This window comes from Streptomyces echinatus (assembly GCF_014203595.1).
GTDB classification, from domain to species: domain Bacteria; phylum Actinomycetota; class Actinomycetes; order Streptomycetales; family Streptomycetaceae; genus Streptomyces; species Streptomyces echinatus.
The window spans coordinates 723,059-740,428 of the sequence record NZ_JACHJK010000002.1 but is presented as its reverse complement, the minus strand read 5'-3'; the positions used below and the strand labels follow the sequence as shown (position 1 = coordinate 740,428).

General features: G+C 72.9%; 19 protein-coding genes and 1 riboswitch. Of the genes, 11 read left to right on the top strand and 8 right to left on the bottom strand.

Annotation, left to right across the window (positions count from 1 at the left end):
- Window positions 1-9 precede the first annotated feature (9 nt).
- The 4 genes from FHS34_RS07895 to bioB form a co-directional block, all read right to left on the bottom strand.
- Window positions 10-702, bottom strand: a complete 693-nt coding sequence (locus FHS34_RS07895) for a class I SAM-dependent methyltransferase (RefSeq protein WP_184962551.1) — start codon at window positions 700-702, stop codon at window positions 10-12.
- A 169-nt stretch (window positions 703-871) separates the two neighbouring features.
- The gene (gene bioD, locus FHS34_RS07890) at window positions 872-1,588 is read right to left on the bottom strand and encodes a dethiobiotin synthase (protein WP_184962548.1); all 717 of its coding nucleotides are present in this window, start codon (window positions 1,586-1,588) and stop codon (window positions 872-874) included.
- Window position 1,589: 1 nt separating this feature from the next.
- Window positions 1,590-2,870, bottom strand: a complete 1,281-nt coding sequence (locus FHS34_RS07885; protein WP_184962544.1) for an adenosylmethionine--8-amino-7-oxononanoate transaminase — start codon at window positions 2,868-2,870, stop codon at window positions 1,590-1,592.
- On the bottom strand, window positions 2,863-4,080 hold the full coding sequence (gene bioB / locus FHS34_RS07880; RefSeq protein WP_184962540.1) for a biotin synthase BioB: 1,218 nt from the start codon (window positions 4,078-4,080) through the stop codon (window positions 2,863-2,865). Before bioB ends, FHS34_RS07885 begins: the two co-directional genes overlap by 8 nt.
- A 147-nt stretch (window positions 4,081-4,227) precedes the next feature.
- On the opposite strand from bioB, the gene FHS34_RS07875 reads away from it, so the two are divergent.
- Window positions 4,228-5,355 carry an 8-amino-7-oxononanoate synthase gene (locus FHS34_RS07875; RefSeq protein WP_184962537.1) on the top strand — a complete coding sequence of 376 codons (1,128 nt, stop codon included), beginning with the start codon at window positions 4,228-4,230 and terminating at the stop codon, window positions 5,353-5,355.
- A gap of 67 nt (window positions 5,356-5,422) precedes the next feature.
- Here FHS34_RS07875 and FHS34_RS07870 read toward each other — a convergent pair whose 3' ends face one another.
- Together FHS34_RS07870 and FHS34_RS07865 are read right to left on the bottom strand one after the other, a co-directional pair.
- On the bottom strand, window positions 5,423-5,644 hold the full coding sequence (locus FHS34_RS07870) for a DUF397 domain-containing protein (RefSeq protein ID WP_184962535.1): 222 nt from the start codon (window positions 5,642-5,644) through the stop codon (window positions 5,423-5,425).
- Window positions 5,645-5,653: 9 nt separating this feature from the next.
- Window positions 5,654-6,514 carry a helix-turn-helix domain-containing protein gene (locus tag FHS34_RS07865; RefSeq protein WP_184962533.1) on the bottom strand — a complete coding sequence of 287 codons (861 nt, stop codon included), beginning with the start codon at window positions 6,512-6,514 and terminating at the stop codon, window positions 5,654-5,656.
- Between the two features lie 213 nt (window positions 6,515-6,727).
- Between FHS34_RS07865 and FHS34_RS07860 the strand changes: the two genes are divergently transcribed.
- On the top strand, window positions 6,728-7,195 hold the full coding sequence (locus FHS34_RS07860) for an ATP-binding protein (RefSeq protein WP_184962531.1): 468 nt from the start codon (window positions 6,728-6,730) through the stop codon (window positions 7,193-7,195).
- A gap of 106 nt (window positions 7,196-7,301) precedes the next feature.
- On the opposite strand, the gene FHS34_RS07855 is transcribed toward FHS34_RS07860, so the two are convergent.
- Window positions 7,302-8,225, bottom strand: a complete 924-nt coding sequence (locus FHS34_RS07855) for a LysR family transcriptional regulator (RefSeq protein WP_184962529.1) — start codon at window positions 8,223-8,225, stop codon at window positions 7,302-7,304.
- Between the two features lie 85 nt (window positions 8,226-8,310).
- On the opposite strand from FHS34_RS07855, the gene FHS34_RS07850 reads away from it, so the two are divergent.
- Window positions 8,311-8,925 (top strand): LysE family translocator, encoded by a 615-nt coding sequence (locus tag FHS34_RS07850; protein ID WP_184962527.1) that lies wholly within the window; start codon window positions 8,311-8,313, stop codon window positions 8,923-8,925.
- 7 nt (window positions 8,926-8,932) lie between these two features.
- Here FHS34_RS07850 and FHS34_RS07845 read toward each other — a convergent pair whose 3' ends face one another.
- Entirely contained in the window at window positions 8,933-9,406 is a 474-nt protein-coding gene (locus FHS34_RS07845; RefSeq protein ID WP_184962525.1) for a C40 family peptidase, read from the bottom strand.
- Window positions 9,407-9,409: 3 nt separating this feature from the next.
- A riboswitch (cyclic di-AMP (ydaO/yuaA leader) is annotated at window positions 9,410-9,563 on the bottom strand.
- A gap of 877 nt (window positions 9,564-10,440) precedes the next feature.
- Between FHS34_RS07845 and FHS34_RS07840 the strand changes: the two genes are divergently transcribed.
- The 8 genes from FHS34_RS07840 (at window position 10,441) to FHS34_RS07805 (ending at window position 17,339) form a co-directional block, all read left to right on the top strand.
- Window positions 10,441-10,743: a type II toxin-antitoxin system Phd/YefM family antitoxin gene (locus tag FHS34_RS07840; protein WP_184962522.1), complete on the top strand. Its 303-nt coding sequence runs from the start codon at window positions 10,441-10,443 to the stop codon at window positions 10,741-10,743.
- Between the two features lie 226 nt (window positions 10,744-10,969).
- Complete coding sequence (locus FHS34_RS07835; protein WP_184962520.1) at window positions 10,970-11,272, top strand: urease subunit gamma; 303 nt, start codon at window positions 10,970-10,972, stop codon at window positions 11,270-11,272.
- A 9-nt stretch (window positions 11,273-11,281) separates the two neighbouring features.
- Entirely contained in the window at window positions 11,282-11,593 is a 312-nt protein-coding gene (locus FHS34_RS07830; RefSeq protein WP_184962518.1) for an urease subunit beta, read from the top strand.
- Window positions 11,586-13,307 carry an urease subunit alpha gene (locus FHS34_RS07825; protein ID WP_184962516.1) on the top strand — a complete coding sequence of 574 codons (1,722 nt, stop codon included), beginning with the start codon at window positions 11,586-11,588 and terminating at the stop codon, window positions 13,305-13,307. Before FHS34_RS07830 ends, FHS34_RS07825 begins: the two co-directional genes overlap by 8 nt.
- Before the next feature lie 10 nt (window positions 13,308-13,317).
- Window positions 13,318-13,992, top strand: a complete 675-nt coding sequence (locus FHS34_RS07820; protein WP_184962515.1) for an urease accessory protein UreF — start codon at window positions 13,318-13,320, stop codon at window positions 13,990-13,992.
- A gap of 140 nt (window positions 13,993-14,132) precedes the next feature.
- On the top strand, window positions 14,133-14,810 hold the full coding sequence (gene ureG / locus FHS34_RS07815; protein WP_184962512.1) for an urease accessory protein UreG: 678 nt from the start codon (window positions 14,133-14,135) through the stop codon (window positions 14,808-14,810).
- Entirely contained in the window at window positions 14,798-15,565 is a 768-nt protein-coding gene (locus FHS34_RS07810; protein ID WP_184962510.1) for an urease accessory protein UreD, read from the top strand. Before ureG ends, FHS34_RS07810 begins: the two co-directional genes overlap by 13 nt.
- A 178-nt stretch (window positions 15,566-15,743) precedes the next feature.
- Complete coding sequence (locus FHS34_RS07805) at window positions 15,744-17,339, top strand: alpha/beta hydrolase (RefSeq protein WP_184962509.1); 1,596 nt, start codon at window positions 15,744-15,746, stop codon at window positions 17,337-17,339.
- Window positions 17,340-17,370: the final 31 nt, after the last annotated feature.

Here is a 17,370-nt window from a genome sequence, read left to right as displayed (position 1 = left end):
GCCGGCCGGTCAGCGCCCGTCCGGCTCGTCCGGCCGCCAGGCGACCCCGAGCGCACAGTAGGAGGTCGGCAGCGCCGGCCCACGCTCCGGCAGCATCACGCGCCGGTGCGGTCCGAGGCGGAAACCGGCCTCGCGCAGCGCGGCGACCGGTTCCCGGGCCAGATGGCAGCCGCCGTTGAGGACCGGCCACAGGGTCCGGTCCAGGGCGTGCTGGGTCAGAGTCATGGCCCGGCCGCCGCCCTGCCCGTGCTCGAAGAACCGCACCTCGCCGCCGGGCCGGAGCACCCGCCGTACCTCGCCGAGCGTCCGGGGGACGTCCCGCACGCTGCACAGCACCAGGGAGAGCACGACCGCGTCGAACGCCTCGCTCTTGACCGGCAGCGCCTCTGCCGCGCCCGGCACCACGTCCACCGGCACCTGGGCGCGCAGCGCGGACTCCAGCGCCAACTGCCTGAGCCGCGGTTCCGGTTCGATCGCCACCACCTCCGCCACGGCCCCGGGATAGTGCCCGAAGTTCAGCCCGTTGCCCGCGCCGATCTCGATCACCCGCCCGGACAGCCCGGCGAGCAGCCGCTCCCGCACCCCGGCCATCCCGAGCCGGGACTCGGCGCCGACGCTGATCCGGGCGTAGTAGCGGGCGAACAGCGGATGGTGGACGGGACCCCGCGTCACCCGGCCGGAACGGGTGGACAACAGTCGCATGGCAACCTCCCTGGACAGGACGGCCCTAGGGAGAGTGTCCCCCGGGACGGCCCGGCGCACCCCACCGGACTCCGCCGTGTCGGTGCCGACGGGGGAGACCGCCACTCCGCCGTTCCGGCCGCCCGGAGCGGCGGCCGGAACGGCACACGCCGGAAGGTTCCCGGCCGGGCTACGGCGCCTCGCGCACCCGGAACGCCTCCGCGTCCCAGGTCCCGTCCAGCCGCGGGGCGAGCCAGCCCGGCGCGGCCGTGCGGAACGCGGCGGGCGACAGCGCCCCGGCCCCGGCCGGCAGCGCGCCGAGCAGCGGGGCGGCGGCGACCTCCGGCAGGTCGGCCACATTGCAGCGGGTGGCCAGATCCGGGGCGGCCGGCCAGCTGCCGATCACCACCCCGGCGAACTCCAGCTCGCGCCGCCGCAGTTCGCGAGCCGTCAGCTCCGTGGTGTTGAGGGTGCCGAGCCCGGCCTGCGCGACGACCAGCACCGGAGCGTTCAGCAGCCGGGCCGTGTCGGCCAGCGTGCCGCCGGCCGCGTCGAAGCGGACCAGCAGTCCGCCCGCCCCCTCCACCAGCACCAGATCGTGCTCGGTGGCCAGCTTGGCGGCCCGCTCGGCCACCTCGTGCGGGTGCACCGGCGCCATACCGGCCCGCCGGGCCGCCGTGCCCGGCGCCAACGGCTCCGGATAGCGGGCCAGTTCGTCGGTCGTGACCGGACCCGCGAGCCACGCGACCTCGTCCGCGTCCCCGCGCTCGTCCGGCAGGACGCCCGTCTGGGCGGCCTTGAGCACGGCCACCGAACGCCCGGCCGCGAGCGCCGCCGCGGCGACGGCGGCGGTGGTGACGGTCTTGCCGACCTCCGTGCCCGTTCCCGTGATCACCAGTACCGGCATCTCATCCCTCCCGCGCCGCGGCGCACACCGCGCGCGCGATCCGCGCCACGTCCTCGTCCGAGGTGACGTACGGCGGCATCGTGTAGATCAGGTCGCGGAACGGGCGCAGCCACACGCCCTCCCGCACGGCGGCAGCGGTGGCCGCCCGCATGTCGACCGCGTGGTCGAGCTGGACGACCCCGATGGCCCCGAGGACCCGGACGTCCCGCACCCCGGGAACGTCGCGCGCCGGCGCCAGGCCCTCCCGCAGACCCGCCTCGATCCGCTTGACCTCCGCGAGCCAGTCCTGTCCCAGCAGCAGTTCGATGGAGGCGCAGGCCACGGCCGCGGCCAGCGGATTGCCCATGAACGTCGGGCCGTGCGCGAGCACCGGCACCTCGCCCCGCGAGATGCCGTCGGCGACCCGCGCGGTGCACAGGGTGGCCGCCATCGACAGATAGCCGCCGGTCAGCGCCTTGCCCACGCACATCACGTCGGGGGAGACCGCCGCGTGCTCCGCCGCGAACAGCGCGCCGGTGCGGCCGAAGCCGGTGGCGATCTCGTCGAACACCAGCAGCACGTCGTGCGCGTCGCACGCCTCGCGCAGCACCCGCAGATAGGCGGGGGAGTGGAAGCGCATCCCGCCCGCGCCCTGCACCACCGGCTCCACGATCACCGCGGCCAGTTCGTCCGCGTGCCGCGCGATCAGCTCGCGCAGCTGTTCCGCGTACGACTCCTCGTACTCGGCGGGCGGCGGATCCGCGAACACCTGGCGCTGCAGCACCCCGGACCACAGCTCGTGCATCCCGCCCTGGGGATCGCACACCGACATCGGCTGCCAGGTGTCGCCGTGGTAGCCGCCGCGCCAGGTCAGCAGCCGCTGCTTGGCCGGCCGGCCGAGCGAACGCCAGTACTGCAGGCACATCTTCACCGCGACCTCGACCGACACCGAACCGGAGTCGGCCAGGAAGACGTGCTCCAGACCATCTGGCGACATGTCGACAAGGAGCTTAGCGAGCCGGACGGCGGGCTCGTGCGTGAGCCCGCCGAACATCACATGACTCATCCGGCCCAGCTGCTCGCGCACGGCCTCGTCGAGGACCGGGTGGCGGTAGCCGTGGACGGCCGACCACCACGAGGACATACCGTCGACCAGTTCCCCGGCACCGTCCGCCAGCCGCAGCCGGACCCCGCTCGCCGCCTCCACGACGAGCGGTTCCGACTGCCCGGGCATCGGGCCGTAGGGGTGCCACACATGACGCCGGTCCAGCTCCAGCAGCTCCGGCACGCCGAGATCAGGCATTGGGCGCGAGATCCGTTCCGGCGCCCCGGCGGCGGACGGCGACGAGGTCGGTGCGCGCCTCGCCGGCCGTGGCGACGGCGGCCGTACCGCAGATGCCGCCGGCCTCGTGCGAGCCGCAGCCGGCCTCGGCGCCCGACCCGCAGCCCGCGTCGGCGCCCGACCCGCAGCCGGCGCTCGCGTGCGAGCCGCAGCCGCCCGCCTCCCCGGCGCGGTGCTCCGGCAGTGTCACCTGGTCGGCGCCCTCCACCTCGAAGCCGGCGTCCGCGATCATGTCCAGGTCGGCCTTGCCGGCCTGGCCCTCGCTGGTCAGGTAGTCGCCGAGGAAGATCGAGTTGGCCAGGTGCAGCGCCAGCGGCTGCATCGTGCGCAGGTGGACCTCACGGCCGCCCGCGATGCGGACCTCCACGTCCGGGCAGACGAACCGGACCATCGCCAGGATCCGCAGGCAGCGCTGCGGGGTGAGGTTCCACTCCTTGGCCAGCGGGGTGCCCTCGAACGGGATCAGGAAGTTCACCGGCACCGAGTCCGGGTCCAGCTCACGCAGCGAGTAGACGACGTCGACGAGGTCCTCGTCGGTCTCGCCCATGCCCGCGATCAGACCCGAACAGGCGGACAGCCCGGCCGCGTGCGCCTTCTGCACCGTTTCCACCCGGTCGGCGTACGTGTGGGTGGTCGTGATGTCCCCGTACGTCCCCTCGGACGTGTTGAGGTTGTGGTTGTAGGCGTCCGCGCCCGCCTCGCGCAGCCGCTCGGCCTGGCCGTCGGAGAGCAGGCCGAGGCAGGCGCACACCTCGACGCCCTCGTTCTGGTCCTTGATGGCCTTGATGGTCTCCGAGACCCGGTCCACGTCCCGGTCCGTCGGACCGCGCCCGCTGGCCACCAGGCAGACCCGCTTGGCGCCGCCCGCGAGGCCCGCGGCGGCGGCCTCGGACGCCTCGTCCGGCTTGAGCCAGGTGTACTTCAGGATGTCGGCCTTGGAGCCGAGCCGCTGGGAGCAGTAGGAGCAGTCCTCCGGGCACAGACCGGACTTGAGGTTGACCAGATAGTTGAGTTTCACCCGACGCCCGAACCAGTGCCGGCGCACCTTTCCGGCCGCGGCCACCACGTCGAGCAGGTCGTCATCGGAGGTGGCCAGTACGGCGAGCGCTTCCTCGCGGGTCGGCAGCTCGCGCCGAAGCCCCTTGTCCACCAGCGTGTTCAGCAGGTCCATGAGGTCCGATCCTGTCTTACGGGACCGTCCCGGGCCAAGGAGACTTCGCACAACAGAGACGGTTCACCGTGTGGGTATTGCCACACAGTGGGTGACTGGTCGTGCCGCTAGGGTCTGTCCGCTACCTACAAAAGCACCGGAGGACCCATGGCGTTCGGCTGGATCGACGAGCAGGCCGAGGCGCGCCGCCGCGCCGGACTCGTGCGCACCCTGCGTCCGCGCCCCGCCGACTCGCCGCTGCTGGACCTGGCGAGCAACGACTACCTGGGCCTGGCCCGCCACCCCGAGGTCACCGGGGCAGCGGCCGAGGCCGCCCGCACCTGGGGCGGTGGCTCCACCGGCTCCCGGCTGGTCACCGGTACCACCGGCCTGCACACCGAGCTGGAGCGGGCGCTGGCCGCGTTCTGCGGGTTCGAGGCGGCCCTGGTGTTCTCCTCCGGCTACGCCGCCAACCTGGCCGCGGTCACGGCGCTCGGCCCGCACGGCTCGCTGATCGTCTCCGACGCGGGCAACCACGCCTCCCTCATCGACGGCTGCCGGCTCGCCCGGGGCGAGACGCAGGTGGTCGGGCACGCCGACCCGGAGGCCGTGCGCAAGGCGCTCGGCGCGCACGAGGGGGCGGCGATCGTCGTCTCCGACACGGTGTTCTCCGTCGACGGCGACCAGGCCCCGCTGGCCGCGCTGGCCGCGGCGGCCCGGGAGCACGGCGCGGGGCTGGTGGTGGACGACGCCCACGGACTCGGCGTGCTGGGCGACGGCGGCCGGGGCGCGCCGTACGCGGCGGGGCTCGCGGGCGCCGCCGACGTGGTCGTCACGGCGACCCTGTCCAAGTCGCTGGGCAGTCAGGGCGGGGTGGTGCTCGGCCCGGCCCGGGTGATCGACCACCTGGTCAACGCGGCCCGGACGTTCATCTTCGACACGGGACTGGCGCCGGCGGCGGCCGGTGCCGCGCTGGCGGCGCTGCGGCTGCTGGAGCGCGAGCCCGAACGGGCGGCGCGGGCCCGGGAGGTGGCCGCGGAGCTGCACGCACGGCTGACCGCCGCGGGTCTGGAGGCGGTACGTCCGGACGCCGCGGTGGTCTCCGTGCGGGCTCCCTCCCCGGAGCAGGCGGTGCGCTGGGCGGCCGACTGCCGGTCGGCGGGCCTGGCCGTGGGCTGCTTCCGTCCTCCTTCCGTGCCCGACGGCATCTCACGGCTGAGGCTGACCGCCCGCGCGGACCTGTCCGGGGCCGAGATCGAACGCGCTGTACGGGTCATCGGCGAAACGCGACCATGAGTCGGCGTGACACGGCCGTGTGTCGCACGAGTGTGGATAGATTTGATCGGTTCTGATCAGATGGTGGTCAAAGCGTGGTGACAAAGCCCGCCCAGCCGGCGGCTGAGAAGAGCAGCGCGGGTCCGGCCGGGTTCTTCGAGTCGCGCACGGCGAGCAGTCCGGCCGCGGGGCCGGAGCGCGGCCGGGCCGTCTCCACGCAGTTGTTGGCTCCCGTGCTGTAGCTGCTGCGCAGCCAGCGCACGTCCTGCAGTTCGGTACTGGCGGGAACGTTCCGAGGCAGAGCTGACATGGTGCCTCCTTACACGCCGTCACCTATCCCGGCGATGTAGTCCAACGATTCCTCGGGGGAAAGGGCGTGGAACTGAAGGGTGCTGAAGGCCTCGGAGTAGGCCATCAGGTCTTCTTTCCGTTCCAGGTAGAGGCTACTCGTCAACTGGTCGAGAACCACCACATCCAGATCAGAAGTGCTCGGAAATGAGAAGATAACGAAAGGGCCGGTGAGGCCGACATGGGCTCCCGCCCCGAACGGCAGGACCTGCAGCCGGACTTGCGGCAGACGGGCGGCCTCCGTCAGCCGCTCCAGCTGGCGGGCCATCACTCCCGGACCGCCGACCTCGCGGCGCAGCACCGCCTCGTCCAGTACGGCGCTCAGCACCAGCGGCGGGTTCGAACGCAGTACGTCCTGCCTGGCCAGACGCACCTCCACCAGCGTGTCCAGGCGGTCCTCGGCCAGGTCCTTCACGGCCGCCCGGGTCACCGCGCGGGCGTACTCGGGAGTCTGCAGCAGGCCGGGCACGACCGTGGTCTCCAGGGTCCGCATCGCGCTCGCCTGTGACTCCAGACTGATGAAATCGCGGTACGTGGGTGGCAGCACCCCGCGGTAGGCATGCCACCATCGGTGCCGGCCACCCGCGTCCTCCGCCCCCGCCAGCATCAGCAGCAACTCGCGCAGGTGTCCGTCCCGCACCCCGTAGGCGTCGAGCAGTAACCCCAGATCGGCCGGTTTCACACCGCTGGAACCGGTCTCGATGCGGCTCACCTTCGACTGGTGCCAGCCGACCAGCCGGGCCGCCTCACCGCTCGTGAGCCCGGCGCCGGTACGCAGCGTTCGCAGTTCGGCGCCCAGTTTGCGACGGCGTACTGCCGGACCGTTCTGCATGGGCTCCTCCTTACTCCTTCCGGGCCGCCCAAATACGGTTTCGCGTCGCAGAGTTCACCGCTTCGAGCGACAGATATATGCATATCTTGGTGGATCGCCCCCCGTGACCGTCCCGGTGATGGCAATCTGACGGGCAAGCACCAGTCCGGGACCGTACTCGAACCCTCCGCCGTCTGTCGGACATCGGTCCCGCGGGAAAGGGACGACGTCGCCATGGCAGACCATCTGGAAGCATCCGTCACTCTGCCGAGCGATCCCGCCTCGGTCTCCGCCGCCCGTTCCTACGTCGTGGGCACCCTGGCGGAGTGGGGCCTCCCGTCGGACACCGATGTCGCCGACACCGTGCGGCTCATCGTCTCCGAACTCGCCACCAACGCCGTACAGCACACCTTCGGCCAGTCACCCACCTTCACCGTCGACATCGCTCTGCACCATGACGAACACCTGCGCATCGGCGTCACGGACAGCCATCCCCGCTTCCCGAAGAGACTGCCCGCCGCCGTCCAGCAGGACAACGGCCGCGGCATGGTCATCATCCGCTGTCTCACCGCGGAGTGCGGCGGCAGACTCCGCGTCCGCCCCACCCGCGAGGGCGGCAAGACGGTCTCCATCGAACTCCCCTGGACCGTCCAGGCCGCGGCGGTCCCGGCGGTCCCGGCGGGGCTGCCCCCGAAGCCGTGACCCCGGGCGCCGGCCTGGACCGCCGCCGACCGGACGACACCCGCACGGAGGGTTCCCCGCGGGGTCGGACCGCACAGTGGACGGGTGGTGCTCGCGGCGGTGGTCCTCAGCCGGCCGTTCCTCTCCCCGCCCGGCCGAACGCCCCCCGCAACAGCGCACGGAAGACGTCCGCGGCCGGGTTCGTCTCGTCCGCGCGGTACGCCACCGAGATCGTGCGGCCCAGCCGGCCGCCCTCCAGAGGCCGCATCCCGACCGGCGTGGTCGCGGTCCGCGCCACCATCTCCGGTACCACGGCCACCCCGAGCCCGGCACTGACCAACGCGCACACCACGGCGTACCCGGGAGTCGGCACCAGCAGCGCCGGTGTGGCCCCCGCCCCGGTGAGCAGGGCCTCGATCTCCCGCCGCGCCGGATGATGCGGCGCCATGCTGATCAGCGGCTGCCCGGCCAGCTCCGCCAGCGGCAGCCGGGACGAGACGCTGCCGAGCGCGTGCCCCGGCGCGGTCACCAGCACCAGTTCCTCCACCAGGACCGGCTCCAGCCGCACCGAGGCCGGCACCGGCGTCGGTTCGGCCGGACGGTAGGTGTGGGTGAGCGCCAGGTCCACCTCGCCGGCCGCCACCGCGGTGACCCCGGCCGGCGGGTCGTAGTCCGCGACCGACAGCCGTACGTCGGGATGCGCCCGGCGGAACGCGGTCAGCGCCGGCGGCAGCAGATGGACCCCGGCGGTCGGGAAGGTGCCGAGCCGCAGCACGCCGCCGCTCAGGCCGGTCAGCCGCGCCAGCTCGTGCCGGGCCCGCTCCAGCTCGTCGAGCACCCGCCGGGCGTGCGCCACCAGGACCTCGCCCGCCTCGGTCAGCCGGGCCCCGCGGTGATGGCGCACCAGCAGCGCCGTGCCCGCCTCCCGCTCCAGCTTGGCCAGCTGCTGGGAGAGGGCGGGCGGTGTGTAGCCGAGCCGGTCGGCGGCCCGGGTGATCGAGCCGGCCTCCGCGACCGCCACGAGCGCGGCGAGCCGGGTGGGGTCGTACATGCGTCCCAGAGTAAAGCAATGCTTAAGGCTAGCCCTCAGTATTCGAAATACCTGCTGAAGGCGTCGGCGGGGCAGCCTGGAGCGCATGGACGGACAGCTCATCGCTTTCACCGGGATCGCCGCGGGCCTGGTGGCCATGCCGGGCGCCGACTTCACCGTGGTCGTACGCAACGCGCTCGTCTCGCGCCGGGCCGGCGCGGTCTGCGCGCTCGGCATCGCGGGCGGGCTGCTCGTGCACACCGCCCTCGCGGTGGCCGGCGTCGCGGCCGTCCTGATCGCCGTGCCCGCGCTGTTCCGCGCGCTGCAGCTGCTGGGCGGCGTCTATGTGCTGCAGCTCGGGCTGCGCACCCTGTGGGGGCTCGGGCAGGCCTCCCAGGGCCCCGAGGAGGCGGTGGGGGCCGCCCATCCGCTCCGGCAGGGCTTCGTGACCAACGTGCTCAACCCGAAGGCCTCGCTGACCTTCCTGAGCCTGCTGCCGCAGTTCGTGCCCGCGGGGAGCCACGCCCTGCCCCGGACGCTGCTCCTCGCGCTGATCGTGTGCGCACTGGCGCTGGCCTGGTTCCAGGTGGTCGCCCTCCTGGTGGACCGGCTGGGCAGGTGGCTGCGCCGGCCCCGGGCCGCCCGTGGGCTTCAGGCGGGCACCGGGGTGGCGCTGGCGGCGCTCGGAGCGGCCCTGCTGCTGGAGCCGCTCCTGGCCTGAGGGCCGGTCAGCTGATCCGGCCGTACCAGACGCTCTTGGTCCAGATCTTCTGGAGCTTCACCACGTCCCCGGTCTTCGGGGCGTGCCAGATCTTCCCGTGACCGGCGTAGATGCCGACGTGGTAGACGTACGAACCCGAGTGGAAGAAGACCAGGTCGCCGGCCTTGCGGCTGCGCGCGGAGATGTGGTGCGACTTGTTGTACTGCTGGGCGGCGGTGCGCGGGAGCTTCTTGCCGGCCTTCTTGAACGAGTAGAGCGTGAGCCCCGAGCAGTCGAACCTGCGCGGTCCGCTGGCACCCCACGCGTACGGCGCGCCCTTCTTGGAAGCCGCGATCTTGAGTGCTTTCGTCGCGATGGTCGCGGCGGAGGCGTCGGTGGCGAGACCGGGCACCGCGATCGAGCCGCCCACGGCGGCGAGGGTGAGTGCCGAGGCCGTGCCGGCCCGGGCCATCAGCGACGGGACACGATTGAGCGCAGTCATGCGCAACCCTTCGTCAGCCGCCTGTGAAGGATGACCTGTCGGATTCGGGCTGGCGAAGTTGCCCGGCCGCGTTGCCGCGGCTTCACCCCAAGGGTTGCTCGGAGCCTTGGTCCGTCTGTGTCGAACAGACGGACTTCCGTTCCGGCGAACCCGCCTAGCTTGGGTCCTCCACTCCTGCCGATCCACTCCTGTCGACCGGTCATCCGGGCGGCGGCAGGACTCGGCGTCCGCCCGGACCGCCCCGCCGCGGTGGCGGGGGCTTGTCGTCAGACAGGGATCTTGGCTCACCACTGTCCGAAAATCCCAACGGAACCGAGGATTTGTGGCGTTACTCACCACTCACCCGTTCGGGTGGACAGGGTTCTGTTCGAGTCTCCGTCAGATCCCGTCCGTAGCCCCGGACCTGGGAAGAAAGGCTTTCCCGGCGACACATGAACCCGCGCGTCGCGCAACCCGGGAGCGCCGGAAAACGATCTGGATATACACCGGTCGGCGGTACGTCGTTCGGGCCGTTTGAAGTCCGGTCCGAACGGCGTGTGTCGACGCGCGGGTGTCGCCGGCCGCCCGGGCGTCCGCCCCGGCCGACGCCGTGCGGCGGGAGCACGGCGCGAGCGGCCCGGCGTGCACCGGCCGGCAGCCGCGGCGCCCGTGCCCGCGTGTCCCCCTGCGGCTCCGTCCCGCCCCGCCCGTGCATCGGTCCGGGCGCGTTCCGCGGCTCTGCCGCCTTGGCCTGGGCCCGGGCCGTACGCGGGCCGCCGCGGGTGCCCCCGCGCCGGGCGAGGCCGATGCGACCCTTCAGGCCGGCCGTCACCGGATGACTGCCGGTCAGCTCGCCCTCGGCGCGTGCCGGGTGGGTGGCCCGGCCGTGCGCCCCCGTGTGCCGGACGGGCTTCTCTCCTCCGTCGCCGCCCGGATCCGGAGCAACTTCCCGGCCCGGACGAGGAGATCGCCGGGCCGGCCGCGCGTACGGATCCCGGGGGTGCGGTCATACCTGTAAGGAATGTACAGGATGTACGTGAAGGTATGATGGAGGTATGGCCTACGAGATTCCGGTGACGCAAGCCAGGGCTGAGCTCGCCGATCTGATCAACCGGGTGGTCTACGGCGGTGAACGCGTCGTCGTGACCCGGCACGGCAAGCCGCTGGTCGCGCTGGTCTCGGCCGCCGACCTGGAACGGCTGGACGCACTGGACGAGCAGGCCGGGGAGCGGGCCGAGGGGCAGGCCGAGGAGCGGGTCATCAGCTCCGTGTCCGGGGTGCGCGAGGCCGGTTCCGCGCCGCGCGGACGGCAGCGCTACGACATCGCCGCCGAGCACCGGCCGCCGGGCGACTCCTGAGACGCCGTCTCTGCCGGAGCCCATCCGGCGGTCATGCACGGTCCAAAGTCTGGTTAACGTCGTTGAAACTCCGGCGTCCTAGCCTGCCGATCGACGCCACCAGGGGTTTCTTCCGCCCGGATTGACGACGATTCGGGGATTTGTCTGTGTGTTACACCTATCCCCGCCGCGGTGGCTGCGGCAGCCGGACCCCGCACGGTCCGGAGCAAGGACTGTGAGGTGGGACGTGCAACTGACCCCGCACGAACAAGAACGGCTGCTCATCCATGTGGCAGCCGACGTGGCCGAGAAGCGCCGGGCCCGGGGCCTCCGGCTCAATCACCCGGAAGCGGTCGCCCTCATCACGTCGCACATCCTGGAGGGCGCGCGGGACGGCCGCACCGTCGCCGAGCTGATGTCCTCCGGCCGCAAGATCCTCACCAGGGACGACGTCATGGACGGCGTCTCCGAGATGATCCACGACGTCCAGGTGGAGGCCACCTTCCCGGACGGCACCAAGCTCGTCACCGTCCACGAGCCGATCATCTGAGGGCCCGCCATGATTCCCGGAGAGATCCTGTTCGCGGACGACCCCGTCAACTTCAACACCGGTCGTGACGTCACCCGTCTGATCGTTCTCAACGCCGCCGACCGCCCCGTGCAGGTCGGCTCCCACTACCACTTCGCCGAGGCCAACCCCGGCCTGCGGTTCGACCGTGCCGCCGCCCGTGGCAGGCGGCTGAACGTCGCCGCCGGCACCGCCGTCCGCTTCGAGCCCGGCATCCCCGCGGAGGTCGAACTCGTGCCGCTGGCCGGTGCCCGGATCGTGCCCGGTCTGCGCGGCGAGACCGGAGGTGCCCTCGATGCCTGAGATCTCCCGCGGCGCCTACGCCGACCTGTTCGGCCCGACCACCGGCGACCGCATCCGGCTGGCCGACACCGATCTGCTGATCGAGATCGAGGAGGACCGCTCCGGCGGCCCCGGCGCGTCCGGGGACGAGGCGGTCTTCGGCGGCGGCAAGGTCATCCGCGAGTCCATGGGCCAGTCCCGCGCCACCCGGGCCGACGGCACGCCCGACACCGTGATCACCGGTGCCGTCGTCGTCGACCACTGGGGCGTCGTCAAGGCCGACGTCGGCATCCGGGACGGCCGGATCACCGCCCTCGGCAAGGCCGGCAACCCCGACACCATGGACGGCGTTCACCCCGCCCTGGTCATCGGCCCCGAGACGGAGATCATCGCGGGCAACGGGCGCATCCTGACCGCCGGCGCCATCGACGCCCACGTCCACTTCATCTGCCCCCAGGTCGCCGACGAGGCGCTGGCCTCCGGCATCACCACCCTGGTCGGCGGCGGCACCGGCCCCGCCGAGGGCTCCAAGGCGACCACCGTCACCCCCGGTCCCTGGCACCTCGCCCGGATGCTGGAGGCGATGGAGTCCTACCCGGTCAACGTCGGCTTCCTCGGCAAGGGCAACACCGTCAGCCACGAGGCGATGCTCTCCCAGATCCGCGGCGGCGCCGTCGGCCTGAAACTGCACGAGGACTGGGGCTCCACGCCCGCCGTGATCGACGCCGCGCTCACCGTCGCCGACCGGACCGGCGTCCAGGTCGCCATCCACACCGACACCCTGAACGAGGCGGGCTTCGTCGGCGACACCCTCGCCGCGATCGCGGGCCGGGGCATCCACTCGTACCACACCGAGGGTGCCGGCGGCGGCCACGCGCCCGACATCATGACCGTGGTCTCGCAGGCCAACGTCCTGCCCAGCTCCACCAACCCGACCCGGCCCTTCACCGTCAACACGGCCGAGGAGCACCTCGACATGCTGATGGTGTGCCACCACCTCAACCCGGCGGTCCCCGAGGACCTGGCGTTCGCCGAGTCCCGGATCCGGCCGTCCACCATCGGCGCGGAGGACGTCCTGCACGACCTCGGCGCGATCTCGATCATCTCCTCCGACTCCCAGGCCATGGGCCGCGTCGGCGAGGTGGTCCTGCGCACCTGGCAGACCGCCCACGTCATGAAGCGCCGGCGGGGCGCGCTGCCCGGCGACGGCCGCGCCGACAACCACCGGGTACGGCGCTATGTCGCCAAGTACACGATCAACCCGGCGCTCGCCCAGGGCCTCGCCGCCGAGATCGGCTCCGTCGAGACCGGCAAGCTCGCCGACCTGGTGCTCTGGGAGCCCGCGTTCTTCGGGGTCAAGCCGCTCCTCGTGATCAAGGGGGGCCAGATCGCCTACGCGCAGATGGGTGACGCCAACGCTTCCATCCCCACCCCGCAGCCGATCCTGCCCCGCCCGATGTTCGGCGCGATCGGCCGGGCCCCGGCCGCCAACTCGGTCAACTTCGTGGCCGGCCCGGCGATCGAGGACGGGCTGCCGGAGCGGCTGGGGCTCGGCAAACGGTTCGTGGCGATCGAGTCCACGCGTGCGGTCACCAAGGCCGACATGCGCGAGAACGACGCCCGGCCGGACGTCCGGATCGACCCCGACAGCTTCGCCGTGCACATCGACGGTGATCTGGTCGAGGCCGCCCCGGCCGTCGAACTGCCCATGGCCCAGCGTTACTTCCTCTTCTGAGGGCGGGGTCATGTCACGAGCGGCACTGCTCGTCCTGGCCGACGGCCGCTTCCCCGCGGGAGGGCACGCGCACTCCGGCGGGGCGGAGGCCGCCGTCAAGGCGGGCCGCATCACCGACGCCGCGACCCTGGAGGAGTTCTGCCGGGGCCGGTTGCACACCGCCGGGCTGGTCGCGGGGGCGCTCGCGGCGGCGGCCGCGCTCGGCGCCGACCCGGGCGAGCTGGACGCGGCGGCCGACGCCCGGACCCCGTCCCCGGCCCTGCGCACCGCCGCCCGCCGCCTGGGGCGGCAGCTGCTGCGGGCCGCCCGGTCGACCTGGCCGTCGTCCGAACTCGACGCCCTGGCACGGGAGTTCCCCAAGGGTGCCCATCAGCCGGTGGTGCTCGGCCTCGCCGCCCGGGCGGCCGGGCTCGGGCCCGAGGACGCGGCCCACTGCGCGGCGTACGAGAGCGTGAGCGGGCCGGCGACGGCCACGGTGCGGCTGCTGAGCCTCGACCCGTTCGACGCGACGGGAGCGCTGGCCCGGCTGGCGCCCGAGCTGGACCGCGTGGCGGACCGTGCCGTGGCGGCGGCACGCAGGGTGCGCGCCGAGGGGGCCGACGCGCTCCCGGCGGCGTCCGGGCCCCTGCTGGAGGTCGGTGCCGAGTGGCACGCGGCCTGGCCGGTCCGCCTGTTCGCCTCCTAGCCCCGGGAATTCCGCCCCACGCACCCCCTTCGCCCCCCGACCCCGGGGGCTCTCCCTCGGGGCCCGTATCGGCCCGCACGGCCTCGTCCTCCGGTACCGGACGGCTGTGCCCCCCAGCCCCTCACACGAAGGAGCCGTACATGCACCTCGGCCACACCCACGACGGCCCCGCCGCCGTCAGCGCCGACGCCCGCCGCCCCGACGGAACCCGCCGCGCCCTGCGCGTCGGGCTCGGCGGACCGGTCGGGTCCGGCAAGACCGCCACCGTCGCCGCCCTCTGCCGGGCGCTGCGCGCGGAGTTGTCCCTCGCGGTCGTCACCAACGACATCTACACCCGCGAGGACGCCGAGTTCCTGCTCCGGGAGGCGGTGCTGCCGCCCGAGCGGATCAGTGCCGTCGAGACGGGCGCCTGCCCGCACACCGCGATCCGCGACGACATCTCCGCCAACCTCGAAGCCGTCGAGGACCTGGAGGACACCGTCGGCCCGCTGGACCTGATCCTCGTCGAGTCCGGCGGCGACAACCTCACCGCCACCTTCTCCAAGGGTCTCGTGGACGCCCAGATCTTCGTGATCGACGTGGCCGGCGGCGACGACATCCCGCGCAAGGGCGGCCCCGGCGTCACCACCGCCGACCTGCTCGTCGTCAACAAGACCGACCTCGCCCCGTACGTCGGCTCCGACCTCGCCCGGATGTCCGCCGACGCCCGGGAGCAGCGGGCCGGACTCCCGGTCGTGTTCCAGTCGCTGCGCGGCGGGGACGGGGTCGCCGACGTGGCCGCGTGGGTGCGCGGACGGCTCGCCGCGTGGACGGCGTGACCGCCACCGGGATCCGGGCGCACGCCCGGATCGTCGCCCGCGCCGACGGGCGCGGCGGCACGGCCCTGCCCGTCCTGGAGGGCGAGGGCCCGCTGGCGCCGCGCCGCACCCGGTCGAGCGGATCCGAGGCGAAGGTCATGCTCGTCGGCGCGATGAGCGGCCCGCTCGGCGGCGACCGCTTCACGCTGGGCGTCCGGGTGGAGGAGGGGGCCCGGCTGCACGTCGGGTCGGCCGCCGCCACCCTCGCCCTGCCCGGCCAGGCCGAGGGAGAAGCCCGGTACGACGTACGGCTCGACGTGGCCGACGGCGGGGAACTGCACTGGATGCCCGAGCAGTTGATCTCTGCCGAGGGCAGCGAGCTGTATGTGACGACCCGCGTCGAGGCCGGTGCCGGCGCCCGGCTCGTCCTGCGCGAGGAGCAGGTGCTGGGGCGTGTGGGGGAGCGGCCGGGGCGGCTCACCAGCCGGCTGACCGTACGGGCCGGGGGCCGCACCGTGCTGGACCAGGAGCTGGCCTGCGGACTCGGCGCACCCGGCGGCTGGGACGGGCCGGCCGTGCTTGCGGGACATCGCGCGGTGGGACAACTCGTCGTCGTGCGACCCGAGTTCGCTGAGCGTCCGGTCGAGGCACGGGCCCTGGGCGCGTGCGCGGCAGTGGTACCGCTGGCCGGCCCGGCCGCCCTCGTCAGCGCGGTCGCCCCGGACGCGCTGCGGCTGCGGCGGCTCCTGGACGAGGCGCTGACCGGGCTGGGCTGAGACACTGGAGGAGGTCACGGGCGGCGGAGTACCGACGCTCCGCTCAGCGATACTCAGCAACACATGATCATCCGGTTATCGGATTGGTAAATTTGAGCGGCAACCCCTGTTCTCAGCGGGCTCACAGCCGCGAGGATCCCCGTCTGACACTCGCAGCAAGGTTCGGGGAGGGGCCCACTTGAGGGAGAACAGACCGAAGAGCCGCCTGTTGGCGCTCGGCTCGGCCGGAGCACTCGTCACCGCGACCCTGATCGCCGGGGCGGTGTCGGCACCCACGGCCGGCGCCGTGTCCCGGCCCGGTCCGGACCGGGAGGCCAAGGGCGCCGCGATAGCCGCCGCCCGGGCCGCCAAGGCCGGCATCCACTGGCAGGACTGCCCGGCCGACTGGGGGCTGGCGAAGCCCATCCAGTGCGGCTGGGTCAGCGTGCCGGTCGACTACGCCCACCCGTACGGCAAGCAGATCAAGCTCGCCGTGGACCGGATAGGCAACACCGGCACCAAGAAGGAGCGCCAGGGCGCGCTCGTCTACAACCCGGGCGGCCCCGGCGGCTCGGGCATGCGCTTCCCGGCCCGGGTCACCAGCAAGAACCCCGTCTGGGCCAACGTGGCCAAGGCCTACGACTTCGTCGGCTTCGACCCGCGCGGCGTCGGCCACTCGGCGCCGATCTCCTGCATCGACCCGCAGGAGTTCGTCAAGGCGCCGAAGGCGGACCCGGTGCCGGACAGTGAGGCGGACAAGCGGGCGCAGCGCAAGCTGGCCCACGAGTACGCGGACGGCTGCGGCGAGCGCAGCGGCGCGATGCTGCCCCACATGACCACGCCGAACACCGCCCGCGACCTGGACGTCATCCGGGCCGCGCTCGGCGAGAAGAAGCTCAACTACCTCGGCGTCTCCTACGGCACCTACCTGGGCGCCGTCTACGGCACCCTCTTCCCGGGCCACCTGCGCCGCATGGTCGTCGACAGCGTGGTCAACCCCGCGCGCGACAACATCTGGTACGAGGCCAACCTGAACCAGGACATCGCGTTCGAGGGCCGCTGGAAGGACTGGGAGGACTGGGTCGCCGCCAACGACGCCGCCTTCCACCTCGGCACCACGCGTGCCGCCGTCCAGGCCAAGTGGCTCCAGCTGCGCGCCACGGCGAAGCAGCACCCCATCGGCGGTGTCGTCGGCCCGGCGGAGCTGATCGCCTTCTTCCAGAGCGCCCCGTACTACGACTCCTCGTGGGTGCCGGTCGCGACGGTGTTCGGCAAGTACGTCGCCGGCGACACCCAGGCGCTGGTCGACGCGGCGGCGCCGGACCTGTCCGACACCGCGGGCAACATCGCCTCGGAGAACTCCAACGCCGTCTACACGGCCGTCGAGTGCGCCGACGCCAAGTGGCCCACCAGCTGGCAGAAGTGGGACCGGGACAACACCCGGCTCAACAAGGACTACCCGTTCATGACCTGGGCGAACGCCTGGATGAACCTGCCGTGCGCCACCTGGCCCGCCAAGCAGCACACTCCGCTGGACGTGAAGACCCACAAGGGTCTGCCGCCGGTGCTGATCGTGCAGTCCACCCGTGACGCCGCCACCCCGTACGAAGGCGCCGTCGAACTGCACCACCGCTTCCACGGCTCCCGTCTGATCACCGAGAAGAACGCGGGCTCGCACGGTGTGACCGGCCTGGTCAACCCGTGCATCAACCAGCGCGTCGACGCCTATCTGCTCGACGGCACGCTGGACCGCAAGGACGTGACCTGCACCCCGCACGCCACGCCCAAGCCGTGACCGTACCGACCCGGTGACGAGGGGCGGCCGG